At 68.2% G+C, this 16,837-nt stretch carries 13 protein-coding genes; 4 read left to right on the top strand and 9 right to left on the bottom strand.

Going from position 1 to position 16,837, the window contains the following annotated elements:
• Window positions 1–79: 79 nt before the first annotated feature.
• The 8 genes from MQP27_RS17350 to MQP27_RS17315 form a co-directional block, all read right to left on the bottom strand.
• Window positions 80–1,228, bottom strand: a complete 1,149-nt coding sequence (locus tag MQP27_RS17350) for an ABC transporter ATP-binding protein (protein WP_242766091.1) — start codon at window positions 1,226–1,228, stop codon at window positions 80–82.
• Window positions 1,221–2,270: an ABC transporter ATP-binding protein gene (locus MQP27_RS17345; protein ID WP_242766090.1), complete on the bottom strand. Its 1,050-nt coding sequence runs from the start codon at window positions 2,268–2,270 to the stop codon at window positions 1,221–1,223. Before MQP27_RS17345 ends, MQP27_RS17350 begins: the two co-directional genes overlap by 8 nt.
• Window positions 2,271–2,281: 11 nt before the next feature.
• The gene (locus tag MQP27_RS17340; protein ID WP_242766089.1) at window positions 2,282–3,232 is read right to left on the bottom strand and encodes an ABC transporter permease; all 951 of its coding nucleotides are present in this window, start codon (window positions 3,230–3,232) and stop codon (window positions 2,282–2,284) included.
• The gene (locus MQP27_RS17335) at window positions 3,225–4,157 is read right to left on the bottom strand and encodes an ABC transporter permease (RefSeq protein ID WP_242766088.1); all 933 of its coding nucleotides are present in this window, start codon (window positions 4,155–4,157) and stop codon (window positions 3,225–3,227) included. The genes MQP27_RS17340 and MQP27_RS17335 overlap by 8 nt, the downstream gene beginning before the upstream one ends.
• A gap of 138 nt (window positions 4,158–4,295) precedes the next feature.
• On the bottom strand, window positions 4,296–5,924 hold the full coding sequence (locus MQP27_RS17330) for a peptide ABC transporter substrate-binding protein (protein ID WP_242766087.1): 1,629 nt from the start codon (window positions 5,922–5,924) through the stop codon (window positions 4,296–4,298).
• A gap of 617 nt (window positions 5,925–6,541) precedes the next feature.
• Window positions 6,542–8,449, bottom strand: a complete 1,908-nt coding sequence (gene typA, locus MQP27_RS17325; protein WP_242766086.1) for a translational GTPase TypA — start codon at window positions 8,447–8,449, stop codon at window positions 6,542–6,544.
• Window positions 8,450–8,580: 131 nt separating this feature from the next.
• Window positions 8,581–9,201, bottom strand: coding sequence for a hypothetical protein (locus tag MQP27_RS17320; RefSeq protein WP_242766085.1), 621 nt, complete (start codon window positions 9,199–9,201; stop codon window positions 8,581–8,583).
• Window positions 9,202–9,315: 114 nt separating this feature from the next.
• Complete coding sequence (locus tag MQP27_RS17315) at window positions 9,316–11,613, bottom strand: ABC transporter family substrate-binding protein (protein ID WP_242766084.1); 2,298 nt, start codon at window positions 11,611–11,613, stop codon at window positions 9,316–9,318.
• A gap of 347 nt (window positions 11,614–11,960) precedes the next feature.
• Here MQP27_RS17315 and MQP27_RS17310 point away from each other — a divergent pair, with 347 nt between their 5' ends.
• Genes MQP27_RS17310 through MQP27_RS17295 form a run of 4 tightly spaced genes read left to right on the top strand, consistent with a single transcriptional unit; the run spans window position 11,961 to window position 15,843 of the window.
• Window positions 11,961–12,251: an Rv0250c family protein gene (locus MQP27_RS17310; protein ID WP_242766083.1), complete on the top strand. Its 291-nt coding sequence runs from the start codon at window positions 11,961–11,963 to the stop codon at window positions 12,249–12,251.
• 30 nt (window positions 12,252–12,281) lie between these two features.
• On the top strand, window positions 12,282–13,103 hold the full coding sequence (gene sdhC / locus MQP27_RS17305; protein ID WP_242766082.1) for a succinate dehydrogenase subunit SdhC: 822 nt from the start codon (window positions 12,282–12,284) through the stop codon (window positions 13,101–13,103).
• A gap of 23 nt (window positions 13,104–13,126) precedes the next feature.
• Window positions 13,127–15,070, top strand: a complete 1,944-nt coding sequence (locus MQP27_RS17300; protein WP_242766081.1) for a fumarate reductase/succinate dehydrogenase flavoprotein subunit — start codon at window positions 13,127–13,129, stop codon at window positions 15,068–15,070.
• Window positions 15,067–15,843 carry a succinate dehydrogenase/fumarate reductase iron-sulfur subunit gene (locus MQP27_RS17295; protein ID WP_242766080.1) on the top strand — a complete coding sequence of 259 codons (777 nt, stop codon included), beginning with the start codon at window positions 15,067–15,069 and terminating at the stop codon, window positions 15,841–15,843. The genes MQP27_RS17300 and MQP27_RS17295 overlap by 4 nt, the downstream gene beginning before the upstream one ends.
• Here the strand turns inward: MQP27_RS17295 and MQP27_RS17290 are convergent.
• Window positions 15,818–16,786 carry a phosphotransferase gene (locus MQP27_RS17290; RefSeq protein ID WP_242766079.1) on the bottom strand — a complete coding sequence of 323 codons (969 nt, stop codon included), beginning with the start codon at window positions 16,784–16,786 and terminating at the stop codon, window positions 15,818–15,820. The genes MQP27_RS17295 and MQP27_RS17290 overlap by 26 nt on opposite strands.
• Window positions 16,787–16,837: the final 51 nt, after the last annotated feature.

Raw genomic sequence — 16,837 nt, 5'->3', positions numbered from 1 at the left:
TCTCTTCGGGCTCTCTTCGGGAAAACGCCGGTTCCCGGCACCCACCTGGGATGCCGGGAACCGTTGGCCGTTGCAGAGGTCACGCCGCGTGGACGACGTCCTTCTCCTCCGCGAAGTGGCACGCCGACTCGTGTGCCGCCGGGGTGTCCGCGCCCTTGAAGCGTTCCGGGATCGCCAGCAGGGGCACCTCCTCCGCGCACTTGTCCTGCGCCTTCCAGCAGCGCGTACGGAAGCGGCAGCCCGAGGGCGGGTTGGCCGGGGACGGCACGTCGCCGGTGAGGATGATCCGCTCGCGGTGCTCGCGGGCCTCCGGGTCCGGCACGGGCACGGCCGACAGCAACGCCTGGGTGTAGGGGTGCGTCGGGTGCTCGTAGATCTGCTCGTCGGTGCCGATCTCGGCCATCTTGCCGAGGTACATCACACCGACCCGGTCCGAGATGTGCCGGACGATCGACAGGTCGTGCGCGATGAAGATGTAGGAGAGGTTGAACTCGTCCTGCAAGCGCTCCATCAGGTTGATGACCTGCGCCTGGACGGACACGTCCAGCGCCGACACCGGCTCGTCGCAGATGATGATCTCGGGGTTGAGTGCCAGGCCGCGGGCGATGCCGATGCGCTGGCGCTGACCGCCCGAGAACTGGTGCGGGTAACGGTTGATGTACTCGGGGTTGAGGCCCACGACGTCCAGGAGTTCCTGGACCTTGCGGCGCCGGTCGCCCTTCGGTGCCACCTCGGGGTGGATGTCGAAGGGCTCCCCGATGATGTCGCCCACCGTCATACGCGGGTTGAGCGAGGTGTACGGGTCCTGGAACACCATCTGGATGTTGCGCCGGACGGCCTTCAGCGCGCGCCCGGACAGCTTGGTGATGTCCTGGCCCTTGTAGAAGATCTCGCCCGCGGTCGCCTGCTCCAGGTTCATCAGGAGCTTCGCCACCGTCGACTTGCCACAGCCGGACTCGCCCACGATGCCCAGGGTCTCGCCCTGGTGCAGGTCGAAGGAGATCCCGTCGACGGCCTTGACCGCGCCGACCTGCTTCTTGAACAGGATGCCCAGCGTCAGCGGGAAGTGCTTGACGAGGTTGCGCACCTGGAGGATGGGCTCGCCGCGGTCGACGGGCGCGTCCAAGGCGGTTACGGCCTCCGCCTCGGAGTGCACCTCCGCCACCTCGACGTCGGAGACGTTCGGCGTCGCGTCCTGCGGCTCGTCGTTCTTACTGAGCTCAGCCATGGAGCGTCTCCTTCCAGAAGTGGCAGGCCGAGGCACGGCCCGGCAGCTCGCCGCCGTCCTGCTCGGTGACCGGCAGCAGCGCCGGGACGTCCGTCCGGCAGATGTCCTGCGCCTTGGGGCAGCGCGGGTTGAAGGCGCAACCGGTCGGGATGCGCAGCAGGTTGGGCGGCAGGCCCTTGATCGCGTAGAGCTCCTGGCCCTTCTGGTCCAGGCGCGGGATCGAGTCCAGCAGACCGCGCGTGTAGGGGTGCGCGGGCCGCTTGTACAGCTCGTGCACCGGCGCGGTCTCCACGATCCGGCCCGCGTACATCACGGCGATCTTGTCCGCGACGTCGGCGACCACGCCGAGGTCGTGGGTGATCAGGATCAGACCCATGTTGTACTCGCGCTGCAACTCCGCGAGCAGGTCCATCACCTGGGCCTGCACGGTCACGTCGAGGGCCGTGGTCGGCTCGTCGGCGATGATCAGCTCCGGCTCCAGCGCGAGCGCCATGGCGATCATGATGCGCTGGCGCATACCGCCGGAGAACTGGTGCGGGTAGTCGTTGACACGGGCCGCGGCGGCCGGGATCTTCACCCGGTCCATCAGCTCGATCGCCTTGGCCTTGGCGTCCTTCTTGGACATGCCGTGGTGGACGCGGAACATCTCGCCGAGCTGGTAGCCGACGGACAGCACCGGGTTCAGGGAGCTGAGCGCGTCCTGGAAGATCATGGCGATGCGCCGGCCGCGGATCTTGCGGCGCTCCTCGCCGGACATCTGGAGCATGTCCTGGCCGCGGAAGCGGATCTCGCCCTGCGGGATCTTCGCCGGCGGCATGTCGAGGATGCCCATGATGGCCTGCGCGGTCACCGACTTGCCGGAACCGGACTCGCCGAGGACGGCGAGCGTCTCGCCCGCGCTGACACTGTAGTTGACGCCGTTGACGGCCCTGACCACGCCCTCGCGGGTGTGGAACTCGACGTGCAGGTCACGCACTTCGAGCAGCGGGCCGCCGTCGCCGTCGCGCGGCGAGGGCACGGAAACTTCTTCGATGATGGTCACGTACGCCTCCCTCAGCGCATCTTCGGGTCGAGGGCGTTGCGGACGGCCTCACCGAGCATGATGAACGCCAGCACCGTAAGGCTGAGCATGATGGACGGGTAGAGCATGATCCACTTCGCGATACGGATCGAGCTGCCGCCGTCGGATATGTCGTTGCCCCAGGACACGCCGTTGAGGCCGAGGCCCAGGAAGGACAGTGTGGCCTCGGCGCCGATGTAGATGCCGAGCGAGATCGTGGCGACGACGATCACCGGAGCCAGGGTGTTCGGCAGGATGTGCCGGAACATGATGCGCGGTGTGCTCGCGCCGAGTGCCTTGGCCGCCACGACGTAGTCGGCCTGCTTGGTGCTGATGACGGCACCACGCATGACACGGGCGATCTGCGTCCAGCCGAAGAAGCTCAGCGCCCCGATGACGATCCAGATCGAGCGGTCCGTGAAGGAGTTCAGCACCACCATGGTGCCGAGCAGGAACGGAATGCCGAAGAAGATGTCCGTCAGGCGCGAGAGGACCGAGTCGGTGATGCCGCCGAAGTAGCCAGCGATCATGCCCACCAGTCCGCCCACGATCGTGACCGCGATCGTCGTACCGAAGCCGACGGCCACCGATGCCCGGGTGCCGTAGATGAGGCGCGCGTAGACGCTGCGGCCCTGCTGGTCGTAGCCGAGCCAGTCCGGCGAGCCTATGTCGCCCAGCTTGGGCTTCTGCAGGTAGTGCTTGGACAGGTCGCCCAGGATCGGATCCGCGCCGGTGAACCAGCCGGGGAAGAACGTGATCGTCAGCAGGATCAGGATCAGCACGCTGGAGACGATGAAGATCCAGCTGCGGCGCAGATCCGCCCAGGCGTCGCCCCACAGGCTGCGGGCCTTCTCCGGCTTCGGCTGGGGCAGCGGCCCGCCGGCCGCGGCGACGGCCGCTTCCTCGGCACCGGTCTCGGGCGCGGTCTTGGTCACGTCAGGCATAGCGAATCCTCGGGTCAAGGACCGCGTAAAGCAGGTCTACGAGCAGGCTGGCGAGGAGGTAGACCAGGACCAGGATGGTCACCAGGCCGACCAAGGTGGTGCCCTCACGGCGAGTGATGGCATCGGCGATCGTGCCACCGATGCCGTGAATGTTGAAGATGCGCTCGGTGACGACCGCGCCACCCATCAGCGCACCGATGTCGGTGCCCAGGTAGGTGACCACGGGGATCAGCGAGTTGCGCATGACGTGCACACCGATCACCCGCCGCCGGGGAAGGCCCTTGGCAACAGCCGTGCGGATGTAGTCCGCGCGCAGGTTCTCGGAGATCGACGTACGGGTCAGGCGCGTCACATAGGCCAGTGAGGCGGTGGCCAGGACGAAGCCCGGCATCACCAACTGTCCGTAGTTGGTGGGGTCGTTGACGCTCGGATCCGTCCAGTGCAGCTGGTCGGCGAAGACGAGCTGAAGGATGAAGCCGAGGACGAAGACCGGAATCGAGATCAGCAGCAGGGTGACCAGCAGGATCCCGGTGTCGGTGGCCCTGCCGGCGCGCAGGCCCGACACGATGCCCAGGGCGATGCCGAGGACGATCTCGATGGCGAAGGCGACGGCCGCGAGCCGGAGCGTCACCGGGAAAGCGGAGCCGAGCACGTCCGTGACCGGACGGCCGCTGGCGACCTGGGTGCCGAAGTCCGCGTGCAGGATCATGTCCCGCATGTAGTGCCAGTACTGGACCAGGATCGGCTGGTCCAGGCCGTACTCATGTCTCAGCTGGGCGATCACCTGCGGGCTGGCGCCCTTGTCGCCGAACAGCCCGCGCACGGGGTCACCGGGCAGGGCGTACACCATGAGGAAGATCAGCAGGGTGGTCCCGATGAAGACCGGGATCATCTGGAGCAGTCGTCGTGCGACGTAGCGCCCCATCGTGCCTCCATGTCAGTCACAGCGGCAGCCGACGGGCCCTTTCCTCGCGCACCGGTGCTTGATGCGTGCGGAAAGGGCCCCCCAGCCACTGCCGTTGCCCGGGGCGCGAGCAGCCGCGCCCCGGGTACGGGCTTGTGGTTACTTCTTCTTGACCTGAACGCCGGTCAGGATCGGGTCGCCGTCCTGGGCGTACTTGACGCCGGTGACGTTCTCCGAGTAGCCCGCGTTGACCTTGTAGTACCAGAGCGGAATGCTCGGCATGTAGTTCGGGAGCTGCTTCTCGATCTCCTGGTACTTCTTCTCCGAGTCCTCCAGCGTCGGCGCGGCGTCGGCCGCGGCGATCTCGCTGTCGATCGTCTTGTTGGAGAAGCCGCCCTGGTTGCCGTCCGACTTGGTGCCGTACAGGTCGCGGATGAAGTTGGCGTTGAACGGGTAGTCCAGCACCCAGCCCGAGCGGTACAGCGACTTGACCTCGTGCGCGTCACGCGCGTTCAGGTCGGCCTGGAAGTCGGCCTTCGAGTCGCCGGAGCACTTCACACCGGTGGCGTTGGTGATGGAGTTGCAGACCGCCTCCACCCACTCCTTGTGGCCGCCGTCGGCGTTGTACTGGATGTAGATCTGGTTGCCCGGAACGCCGCCGCCTTCCTTGATGAGCGCCTTGGCCTTCGTCGGGTTGTACGTCGTGACGTCCCCGGCGGCGTTCGGCTGGTAGCCGAGAACGCCCTTGGCGACCCAGCCGGTGGCGGGCTCACGCGTGCCCTGCAGCACCGTCTTGGTGATGGTGTTGCGGTCGATGGCCATCGACAGACCCTGGATGACCTTGGGGTCGATGTCCTTCCACTGCTTGGTGTAGTAGGCCACGGCGATCGTCTGGATCGCGGAGTAGGCCTGGTCCACCGCGCGGTCGCCGAGGTCCTGCTTGTAGACCGGCAGGTCCTTGGGCGCGATCTGGCGCAGCACGTCGACGTTGTTGGACTTGAGGTCCTGGTACGCCGTCTCGAGGCTGGTGTAGTTCTTGAAGATCACGCCGCCGTTCTTCGCGGCGTTCGGGCCCTTGTAGCCGTCGAACTTGGCAACTTCGATGGACTTGTTGTGCTGCCAGCTGACGAACTTGTACGGGCCGTTGCCGATCGGGTGCTGACCGGCCGCCTTCGGGTCCTTGTAGAAGGACTCCGGCAGCGGGTCGAAGACCTCGTAGCCCAGCTTGTAGACGAAGTACGGCAGCGCCTTCGACAGCGTGATGGTGAAGGTGTTGTCATCGACGACCTTCAGGCCGGAGAGCGTGGTGGCCTTCGGCTTGCCCTTCGCGGGGGCGACGTCGTCGTAGCCCTGGATGTCGGAGAACCAGAAGCTGTTGGTCTGCTTGTTGGCCGGGTTCGCGGCCCAGTTCCACGCCTTGACGTAGGAGTCGGCGGTCACCGGGGTGCCGTCGTGGAACTTCCAGCCGGACTTCAGCTTGACCGTGAAGGTCTTGTTGTCCTTGGAGTCGACCGACTGCGCGTTGACGTAGACGATCTTGCCGCTCGAGTCGTAGTCGACCAGGCCCGAGAACAGCGAGCGGATGACGATGCTGCCGTTGGACTCCATGGTGTTCGCCGGCTGCAGCGGGTTCTGCGGCTCGCCCACCTCGACCGAGAACTTGCCGTTCGGGTCGACGGCGGCCTTGCTGTCGCTGCCCTTGTCGTCACTGCCACCGCCACACGCAGTGGCCCCCAGCGCCACAACCGCAGCTATCGCAACCCACTTGGCGCTCTTGGCACCACGCATGGGGCTCCTCCTCATGAGTCCATTGGTTCACCGCATGGAGGAGCACATGACACGTCACCGTCACCGGTGCCTGAAACGGTCAAGTGCCCCCGCGCTCGTGAGTCGGCGCCGCCTGCGACGACGTGACCCGTTGATCCGAGCTCTACGCGCCTAACTATCTGCCATGCACCGTGGCCGAACCACACTGAAAAGGTCTCGGTTCGATCACACCTGACACGAACATCTTCCAAAATCCGGACAAACGGTTTGACGAAAGATCCCTGCGAAACGGACTTGTTACACACCTATCGGACCTGCATGTCCGTATACCGAACGCGAACGGCATGAAAATTCGCTTGCGGATCCGAGTCCGCTGTGTATGGGCGCCCGACAGACCGCTTTCGGCCAACAGGCCTGTGTCTGAAGGCAGTTGGCGGGCTTCACAGCGGAGGGACAGTTCTCACCCTGGCAGAAGCCTAGTGCGGTTCGATCCGCCTTTGCGGAACCGGAACGAGAACTAGGGTTTTCCCTATCTCTGCGCCCCACGCCACTGCACACATGGTCTGTGCACACAACACGGCGCCGGGCACCCCGCGTTGCGGAATGCCCGGCGCCGCGTGGGACGGGAGCGGCCGGAATCAGCCGTGCTTGGCGCGGCTCGCGGCGCGGGCGCGGTCGCGGGCGTCCAGGTTCACCTTGCGGATGCGGACGGCCTCCGGGGTCACCTCGACGCACTCGTCGTCGCGACAGAACTCCAGGGACTGCTCCAGGGAGAGCTTGCGCGGCGGGACGATCGACTCGGTCACATCGGCCGTGGACGACCGCATGTTGGTGAGCTTCTTCTCCTTGGTGATGTTGACGTCCATGTCGTCGGAGCGCGAGTTCTCGCCGACGATCATGCCCTCGTACACCTCGGTGCCGGGCTCGACGAACAGCACGCCGCGCTCCTGGAGGTTGGTCATCGCGAACGCGGTGACGGCACCGGCGCGGTCGGCCACCAGGGAGCCGTTGTTACGGGTCTGCAGGTTCCCGAACCAGGGCTCGTGGCCCTCGTGGATGGAGTGCCCGATGCCCGTACCGCGGGTCTGGGTCAGGAACTCGGTGCGGAAGCCGATGAGTCCACGGGAGGGCACCACGAACTCCATGCGCACCCAGCCCGAGCCGTGGTTGGACATGTTGTCCATGCGGCCCTTGCGGACGCCCATGAGCTGCGTGACGGCGCCCATGTGCTCCTCGGGCACGTCGATGGTCATGCGCTCGACGGGCTCGTACACCTTGCCGTCGACGTCCTTCGTCACGACCTGCGGCTTGCCCACCGTCAGCTCGTAACCCTCCCGGCGCATGGTCTCGACGAGGATGGCGAGCGCGAGCTCACCGCGGCCCTGGACCTCCCAGGCGTCCGGGCGGTCGGTGTCGAGCACGCGGAGGCTGACGTTACCGACCAGCTCGCGGTCGAGGCGGTCCTTGACCTGACGGGCCGTGACCTTGCGGTCCTTGACCGCGGCCTTCGCGTCGGCACCCTTGCCGGAGCCGCCGCGGCCCACCATCGGGGAGGTGTTGGTGCCGATGGTCATGGAGATCGCGGGCTCGTCGACCGTGATCAGCGGGAGCGGGACGGGGTTCTCGGGGTCGGCCAGGGTCTCGCCGATCATGATGTCCGGGATACCGGCGACGGCACAGATGTCACCCGGGCCGGCCTTCTCGGCGGGCTTGCGGGTGAGCGCCTCCGTCATCATCAGCTCGGAGATGCGGACGTTGCTGACGGTGCCGTCCCGCTTGATCCAGGCGACGGTCTGGCCCTTCCTGAGCTCGCCCTGCTCGACACGGAGCAGCGCGATACGGCCGAGGAAGTTGTCGGCGTCCAGGTTCGTGACGTGGGCCTGGAGCGGGGCGGCCTCGTCGTAGGTCGGGGCCGGGATGTGCTCCAGGATCGTGGAGAAGAACGGCTCCAGGCTGTTGGAGTCGGCGGGCACGGTGCCGTTCTCCGGCTTGGTCAGCGAGGCGATGCCGTCGCGGCCGCAGGCGTAGACGATCGGGAACTCGATCTGCTCCTCGTCCGCGTCCAGGTCCAGGAAGAGGTCGTACGTCTCGTTGACGACCTCGTCGATGCGGGAGTCCGGGCGGTCCGTCTTGTTGATGCACAGGATGACGGGCAGGCGCTGCTGGAGCGCCTTGCGCAGCACGAACCGGGTCTGCGGCAGCGGCCCCTCGGAGGCGTCGACGAGCAGCACGACACCGTCGACCATCGACAGACCACGCTCGACCTCGCCACCGAAGTCGGCGTGGCCCGGGGTGTCGATGATGTTGATGGTGATGACGTCCCCGCCGTCCTTGGGGTGGTACTTCACCGCCGTGTTCTTGGCGAGGATCGTGATGCCCTTCTCACGCTCCAGGTCGTTCGAGTCCATCATGCGGTCGTCGACCGAGTCGAGCTGGTGGGCGGCGAAGGCACCGGCCTGCTTCAGCATTCCGTCGACGATGGTCGTCTTGCCGTGGTCGACGTGGGCGACGATGGCGACGTTGCGGATGTCGTGGCGCGTGGCCATGAAGGCGTACTCCTGGAGTGTGAGGAAGGCCTGCGCGTACGTCGGTGATACGCGGACCCTGCCGGGCTGAACATGCCACGGGCTCACCCCATGGTACGGGGCGATGGGATGAGCGGCCTCCTGGGGCGGGATCAGGCGGCCTTCGCGGCCTTGGATCCCTCCGGACAGGTCTTGCGGGCGGCGGCACGGCCGGAGGCCTGGTCCGCGGGAATGTCACAGGACAGGAAACCGCTGCCGGTCGTGTCCCAGGTGAGCACATGGCCCTTGACCGGCTCGTCGCTCCCGCAGGTGTAGGTGAAGTCGGCGTCCACCAGCCCGACGTAGGCCCAGGAGTAGTACGCGCCCTTCAGGTCGTCCTCGGTCGTCTCGAAGTACTCGTCCTGCGCGGGCCGCTCCGCCTCGGACGGGTCGGCCAGCGGCTCCTCGACCTTCAGGTACGCGCCCAGCTGCTTGATCACTCCGGCCGCCGTGGCGCCCGTGGGGACACCCGTGACCTTGGGCCGGTAGACGGTGTCGCCGACCGGCTTCAGGTGGCTCGTATAGGACGCCGTCTTCTTCTTGAAGACGATGGGATCGGCGAGCGCGGTCAGCTTCTGCGTACGCCGAACGTCCGACCAGGCGTACGTCCCCTTCGAGCAGGCCTTCGCCCCCTCGTCGTCGCTCTTGTCACCGCCGGAGCAGGCGGTCAGCCCCGCCGCCAGCACCACCGCGACCAGTCCAGCCGCGCAGCTCCCCCGCCTGATAGTGCGCATTCCGCGCCCCCGTCTCCCCCGTGCACGAACGCCCGGCGCCCGCACCATGATCGATACCGACCTCATGGTGCGGGCGCCGGGCGGACACGGCAAGCGTGTTGAGCGACCCTTGAGCTACGACGCGCTCGCCGACGGCCTGGCCCCCTTCTTCAGGAACCCCATGTCCTCGTACACCGGCGTCTGGAAGCCGAAGGCCCCGGCGTTCACCACGTCCTTCTTGGCGGCCGTCAGCTGGGGGCGCTGGTAGAGCGGGATCGAGCCCGCCGCCGCCCAGATCCTGGAGTCGGCCTTCCTGATCAGGTCCCGGCTCTCGTCGTCGTCCAGCGTGGCCATGGCCTGGTCGAACAGCTGGTCGACCTGGTCCGTGCCGACCCGCGTGTAGTTCTGCTCGACGTCCAGCGAGCCGTCGGCCGCGGGCACCGGCTTCGCGTAGATCGGGCGGGCGTCGGTCGCCGGGAAGGCGGACGCGGGCCACGAGTACAGGGCGAGGTCGTACTGCCCGGCCGCGATGTGGTCCTTGAAGTAGCTGTCGTCGGACACCTTCACGATGTCGGTACGGATCCCGACCCGCGCCAGCATCTTGCTGATCCGCTCGGCCACGGTACGCAGCGTCTCGGACCCGTCGCCCGACGGCAGCACGAAGCGCAGGGTCAGCGGCTTGCCGTCCTTGGCCAGCTGCGCGGCCGCCGCCCCGCCCGGCGCCGCCGTGCCCTTGGGCGCGTAGGCACCCGGCGCCCCGCCCTGCTTCAGGTGCTTCTCGCCGTACTGCTTGCCGTCGGCGAGGTGCTTCGACCCGTCCTCGCCGTTGTGCCCGTTGTTCTTCGTGTCGCCCTTGTTGTCCTCGCCGACGATGTACGTGCCGTCGTCGCCGCCCTCGGACTCGTCGTCCGCCTTCTTGCCCTTGGACCCGGCCGCCTTCTCGCCCTTCTTCTGCTCCTTGATCGGCCCGCCCGGCACCCACCCGGCGTCCGCGAGCAGCGCCTGTGCCTCCGCGGTGTCCTGGCCGCCGATCGCGCCGCTGTTGTCGGCGTAGTCCTCCTGCCCGGCCAGCGCGAGGTGGCTGCCGACCGGCACCGCGGGCAGACCGAGCGGCTTCAGCACGGCCTCGGCCAGGGCCTCCCGGTCGAGGGCCCGGGCCACCGCGCGGCGGACGCGCTCGTCGGCGAGGGGGCCCTCGGAGCCGTTGAGGGCGAGCTGGGTGAAGGCCGGTTCCAGCGACTTGCGGACCTCGAAGCCGCGCAGGGTCTCCTGCTGCTTCCGGAGCTTGGCGATCTTCTTGCGCTGCTTGGCGAGGGCGCGCACCTCGTCGTCGGCCGCGTCCTCGTCGGTGCCGTGCGCCAGCGCCCAGGAGCGCAGCGACTTCGCGGCGACCCGCCCGCCGCCGACGGAACCCATCAGCGGGGAGGCGCCCTGCAACGGCGTGTTCGTGCCGGACTTCGCCCGGTCCGCGAGGGCGATGCGCTGGGCCCCCGACGGGTCGATCTCGGCCAGGTCGATCTTCCCCGCGGCCAGCGCGTCGGCACGCTTGTCACGCGGTACGGCCATCAGGTCGATCTCGGAAAGCTTCGCGGGCCGGCCCCACCAGCGGGGGTTGCGGGCGAGGGTGACCTGGTCGTTCTTGCGGTCGACCTTCTTGAGGGCGAAGGGTCCCGCGGTGACCTTGAGCTTGCGGCGGGCGCCGTCGTTGAAGGAGTCGGGGGTGCCCATGACATCCTTCGGGTACAGCGGCGAGAACAGGGACCGCCAGTCGGCGTACGGGCGGGCGAAGGTGACCTTGACCTCCAGGTCGTTCGCGCCGCGCTCGATCTTCTCGATGCGGTCGTAGCCGGCGTTGCGGGCGGTCCAGTAGGCGCTGTCCTTGCCGGACAGGGCGCGCCACTGGGCGGCGAAGTCGGCGGCGCCGATCTCGCGGCCGTCGCTCCACACCGCCTGCTGGTTCAGCTTGTAGACGACGACCTGCTTGGGCTCGGTGTCGACGACCTTGGCGGACTCCAGGTAGTCGGCGTTGCGGACGGGGCGGCCGGCCGAGTCCATCCGGTACATCGACGGCAGCACGGCCTGCGCGATGCGGCTCGTGGCCGCGTCGGCGTCCGACTGGAAGGTGTTGAGGGTCTCCGGCACGTCGTCCACGGCCCAGCGCAGGGTGCCGCCGTCCGCGACGAGCTCCCGGGCGGCGGGGGCGATGTCCTGGGCGGCGAGGGGTTTGCCCGCGGGGTCGTCCGAGCTGCATGAGGTGAGCAGGGGGATGGCCAGCGCGCCGGCGGTGAGAAAGGCGGCCGAGCGGAGTGCCGCGCGGTCGGTCGTCGGTCGTCTGCGGGTCCGTCGTGGCTTGTCGCGCTCGCGCGGCGGTAGCCGCAAATCCGATGCCGCCCCGCACCCCTCGAGGGCGCTGTCCGGGCCGTCGTTCGACATCTTTGGGTTACCTCCGGAGAGCCGCTCCCACCCATTGCCATGAATAGGGCTTCTGATCACATTTGGCGGTATTTTGGAGTTGATCAGATCTACGGCCCCACTGAAGAGGAAAGGGTTCGCCTACCGGGGGCGACACGGCGGCAGGGGCGGGCAAGCCCACCCGTGCGGCGCAATGCCGACGCAATGCGCTCCCCGGCGCACACAGAGCGCATGCGGGCGTGCACTGGAGGCGTGCAATCCGCCAATCGCTGCACATCCCTTCCCACCGACAGGTGTGACGCGCAACACTCGCAGGCGCATGAACGTTGCCACCTAGGCCGCAAGGCCGACGGAAGTGAGGTCACGTCATGTCCGTGCAAGACGACCTGACGTCAGTCCAGCGCTGCCTCGACGACCTGTCCCGCTCGGTGGGCCGCCTGGAGCAGCAGCTCGGCAGCGGCAGCCTGGACGTGCGACGCGTCCGTGCCGACGCCGACCACCTGCGCGAGAGCGTCCAGCTCCTGCGCGCGGCGGCGGCTGTCCAGGCCACGCCCCGCAAGCCCGAACTCGTCACCATCCCCGACCAGCCGTACGACGACTCTCTGTGGACGGACTCCGACGACGAGGGTCTCGGCGCGCACCACGGCAAACACCACTGAGCGCCCCCCGACACCGACCGGAGTCATGAGTTGGCCACTGGTACGGAACCACATCTGAACAGCGGCGGCGTACGCACCGGTACGCGCGCCGCGATCGACGCCCCGCATCTGCGCACCGACCGCTGGTGGCTGGCCCCCGCCGCCACCGCGGCCGGGCTGCTCGCCTTCATCGTCTACTCGACCTGGCGGGCGTTCGCCAACGCGGACTACTACTCGGCGCCGTACGTCTCCCCGTTCTACTCGCCGTGTCTGGCGGAGAACTGCAAGAACATGCCCTCGGGCCCCAACGCCGACGTCTTCGGCAGCTGGTGGGGCATCTCCCCGGCGATCATCATCCTGATCTTCCCGCTGGGCTTCCGCCTGACCTGCTACTACTACCGCAAGGCCTACTACCGGGGCTTCTGGGCGTCCCCGCCGGCCTGCGCGGTGGCCGAGCCGCACAAGAAGTACTCGGGCGAGACGCGCTTCCCGCTGATCCTGCAGAACATCCACCGGTACTTCTTCTACGCGGCGATCGTGGTCGCGGGCATCCTGACGTACGACACCGTGCTGTCCTTCCGGGACACCGACGAGAACTGGGGCCACATGGGCCTCGGCACCCTCGTCTTCCTGGTCAACATCACGCTGATCTGGGCGTACACGATCTCCTGCCACTCCTGCCGGCACATCGTCGGCGGGAAGCTCAAACACTTCTCCAAACACCCCGTGCGCTACAAGGCATGGCAGTTCGTCGGGAAACTGAACGCCCGTCACATGCTGCTGGCCTGGGCGTCGTTGGTGAGCGTGGCGCTCGCCGACTTCTACGTCTATCTGCTCGCGTCCGGTGCCTTCGACGATCCGCGCTTCTTCTGACTGAGATGAGTGGGGCCTAACTGATGTCCGTGGTCGACCGCCAGGAGTGGGACGTCGTCGTGGTCGGCGCCGGGGGCGCGGGCCTCCGGGCCGCCATCGAGGCGCGCGAACGAGGCGCCCGTACGGCCGTGATCTGCAAGTCGCTGTTCGGCAAGGCGCACACCGTGATGGCCGAGGGCGGCATCGCGGCAGCGATGGCCAACGCCAACGAGCACGACAACTGGCAGGTCCACTTCCGCGACACCATGCGCGGCGGCAAGTTCCTCAACCAGTGGCGGATGGCCGAGCTGCACGCCCAGGAGGCCCCGCAGCGGGTCTGGGAGCTGGAGACCTGGGGCGCCCTCTTCGACCGCACGAAGGACGGCCGCATCTCGCAGCGCAACTTCGGCGGGCACGAATACCCGCGGCTCGCGCATGTCGGCGACCGTACGGGACTGGAGCTGATCCGCACGCTCCAGCAGAAGATCGTGTCCCTCCAGCAGGAGGACAAGAAGGAGACCGGGGACTACGAGTCCCGCCTGAAGGTCTTTCAGGAGTGCACGGTCACAAGGATCTTGAAGGACGGCAGCCGGGTTTCCGGCGTCTTCGCATACGAGCGTGAGACCGGCCGTTTCTTCGTCCTCGAAGCGCCCTCCGTCGTCATCGCCACCGGTGGCATCGGCAAGTCCTTCAAGGTGACCTCGAACTCGTGGGAGTACACGGGCGACGGGCATGCGCTCGCGCTGCTGGCCGGAGCGCCGCTGCTGAACATGGAGTTCGTGCAGTTCCACCCGACGGGCATGGTCTGGCCGCCGTCGGTGAAGGGGATTCTCGTCACCGAGTCGGTCCGCGGCGACGGAGGTGTCCTGCGGAACTCCGACGGCAAGCGGTTCATGTTCGACTACGTCCCAGACGTCTTCAAGGAGAAGTACGCCGAGTCGGAGGAGGAGGGCGACCGCTGGTACGAGGACCCGGACAACAACCGGCGGCCACCCGAGCTGCTGCCGCGTGACGAGGTCGCGCGGGCCATCAACTCCGAGGTGAAGGCGGGCCGGGGGTCGCCCCACGGCGGTGTCTTCCTGGACGTCTCGACGCGTATGCCCGCCGAGGTCATCCGGCGTCGGCTGCCGTCCATGTACCACCAGTTCAAGGAGCTGGCGGACGTCGACATCACGGCGGAGGCGATGGAGGTCGGGCCGACCTGTCACTACGTGATGGGCGGTATCGCGGTCGACTCCGACTCGGCGGCGGCCCGCGGGGTGCCCGGGCTGTTCGCGGCCGGCGAGGTGGCCGGCGGTATGCACGGCTCCAACCGCCTCGGCGGCAACTCCCTCTCCGACCTGCTGGTCTTCGGACGCCGGGCCGGCTGGCACGCGGCCGAGTACGCGACCGGGCTTACGGACAGCCGTCCGCCGGTGGACGAGGTCCAGGTCGACACGGCGGCGGCCGAGGCCCTGCGCCCCTTCTCCGCCGAGGGCCCCGCCCCCGGCGAGGACGACGGACGCCCGCCGGAGAACCCGTACACCCTCCACCAGGAACTCCAGCAGACCATGAACGACCTGGTCGGCATCATCCGCCGCGAGGGCGAGATGGAGCAGGCCCTGGAGAAGCTCGCGGATCTGCGGGTACGGGCGCGCCGGGCCGGGGTCGAGGGCCACCGCCAGTTCAACCCTGGCTGGCATCTCGCGCTCGACCTGCGGAACATGCTGCTGGTCAGCGAGTGCGTGGCACGGGCCGCCCTGGAGCGCACCGAGTCGCGCGGCGGCCACACCCGCGAGGACCATCCGACGATGGAACGCAACTGGCGCAACATCAACCTGCTGTGCCGACTGACCGACCCCACGGGCGGGTTGGCGGCCACGGACCCCGTCCGCGGCCAGATCGACCTGACCCGCGAGACCACCGAACCCATCCGCGCCGACCTGCTCGCTCTCTTCGAGAAGGAGGAGCTGGTCAAGTACCTCTCCGAAGAGGAGCTCTACGAGTGAGCAGCTACGAGGCCCGCTTCAAGGTGTGGCGGGGTGACGTCGAGGGCGGCGGCCTGGAGGACTTCGAGGTCGAGGTGAACGACGGCGAGGTGGTGCTCGACATCATCCACCGCCTCCAGGCGACCCAGGCCCCCGACCTCGCCGTCCGCTGGAACTGCAAGGCGGGAAAGTGCGGTTCGTGCTCCGCCGAGATCAACGGCCGCCCGCGCCTGATGTGCATGACCCGTATGTCGGTCTTCACCCGCGAGGAGACGATCACGGTCACCCCGCTGCGTGCCTTCCCGGTGGTACGGGACCTGGTGACCGACGTCGGCTTCAACTACACCAAGGCGCGCGAGGTGCCGGCGTTCGTGCCGCCGGAGGGGGTGGGCCCCGGCGAGTACCGCATGTTCCAGGAGGACGTGGACCGCTCGCAGGAGTTCCGCAAGTGCATCGAGTGCTTCCTGTGCCAGGACACCTGCCATGTGGTCCGCGACCACGAGGAGAACAAGTCCGCCTTCGCCGGGCCCCGTTTCCTCATGCGGGTCGCGGAGCTGGACATGCATCCGCTGGACGCCGCCGCCGAGTCCGGCCTGGACCGCAAGAAGACCGCCCAGGACGAGCACGGCCTCGGCTACTGCAACATCACCAAGTGCTGCACGGAGGTCTGCCCGGAGGGCATCCACATCACGGACAACGCGCTGATTCCCCTGAAGGAACGGGCCGTTGACCGCAAGTACGACCCGCTGGTGTGGCTCGGCTCGAAGATCATGAGGAGGCCGTCAGGAGGCTGAGCGCCTGCCGGAGGTTGTGCTCCGCGATGTCCCGGAACCGCACCCGGTCCGGGAAGTCGCCGTCCAGCAGCCTCAACGGGCCCGCCACCAGGGACAGATGCATGGCCAGGCGATACAGCCGGAGCCGGTCCTCGTCGAGGTCCGGGACGTGCAGGGCTTCGTAGTGCCGCTGGAAGCGGAGCCGCAGGAACACGTGCTCCCACTCCACGTCGAAGTACAGCAGCCCCTCGATGTCGATGAGGGCCGGGCGCCCGTCCGGCGTCAACAGGACGTGGTCCGGGCCGAGTTCGCCGTGGATGAGGGAGTACCGGGCACGTGGGCGGACGGCGGCCGCCAACGCCCGTACGGCGTCCGTGAGTTGCTCGCGGGCCGCGGCCGCCCGTGGATCCCGTACGGCGATCTCCTCGATGTCGCGCAGAGCGCCCTCGGTGACGCGCTGTTCGCATGAACGGGCCGACGGGGTACCGCCGTTGTCGACCAGGGCGACCTTGCCGAAGGTCGGGCCCTCGTGGGCGTGCAGCTGTCCGAGCTGGGCGGCGAGCAGGTCCAGGGAGGCGCGTGCCGCGGCCGGGTCCCGGCGCAGGGCCTCCTCCAGGCTGCCGCCCGCCATGTCCTCGACGACCACCTGGCCGTCACCGGCGTACAGGAGGCGGGGTGTGCGGACGCCGGCCGCGGTCAGGCGGTCGTACGCCGCCGTGAACAGGTCGAAACCGGTGCCGTGGGAGAAGGGGTCGCGGAGGTCGGGCGGGTCGGTGTCCCAGTAGTCCTCGTCGGGCGACCAGACGTAGGCGACGGCGGTGGTGTCGTCGTCGAGGGCGAGGCGGTAGGCGCCCTTCTTGCTGCCGCCGCGCAGGCGGTCGACGGCGGACAGGCCGCGGCCGGTCGCCGCGCGCGCGAGGGGGGCGAGGTCGTCGCGGGTCAGGTGCTTGCGGGCGGCGGTCATCGGGGGATCCTCGCATCACGCCCGATGCGGCCGCAGCCGGATTTCGGCGGG

This window comes from Streptomyces cylindrosporus (genome assembly GCF_022698165.1).
Lineage (GTDB): Bacteria > Actinomycetota > Actinomycetes > Streptomycetales > Streptomycetaceae > Streptomyces > Streptomyces cylindrosporus.
Note: the sequence above shows the minus strand (reverse complement) of the source record. Positions and strands in the feature narration are given on the sequence as shown.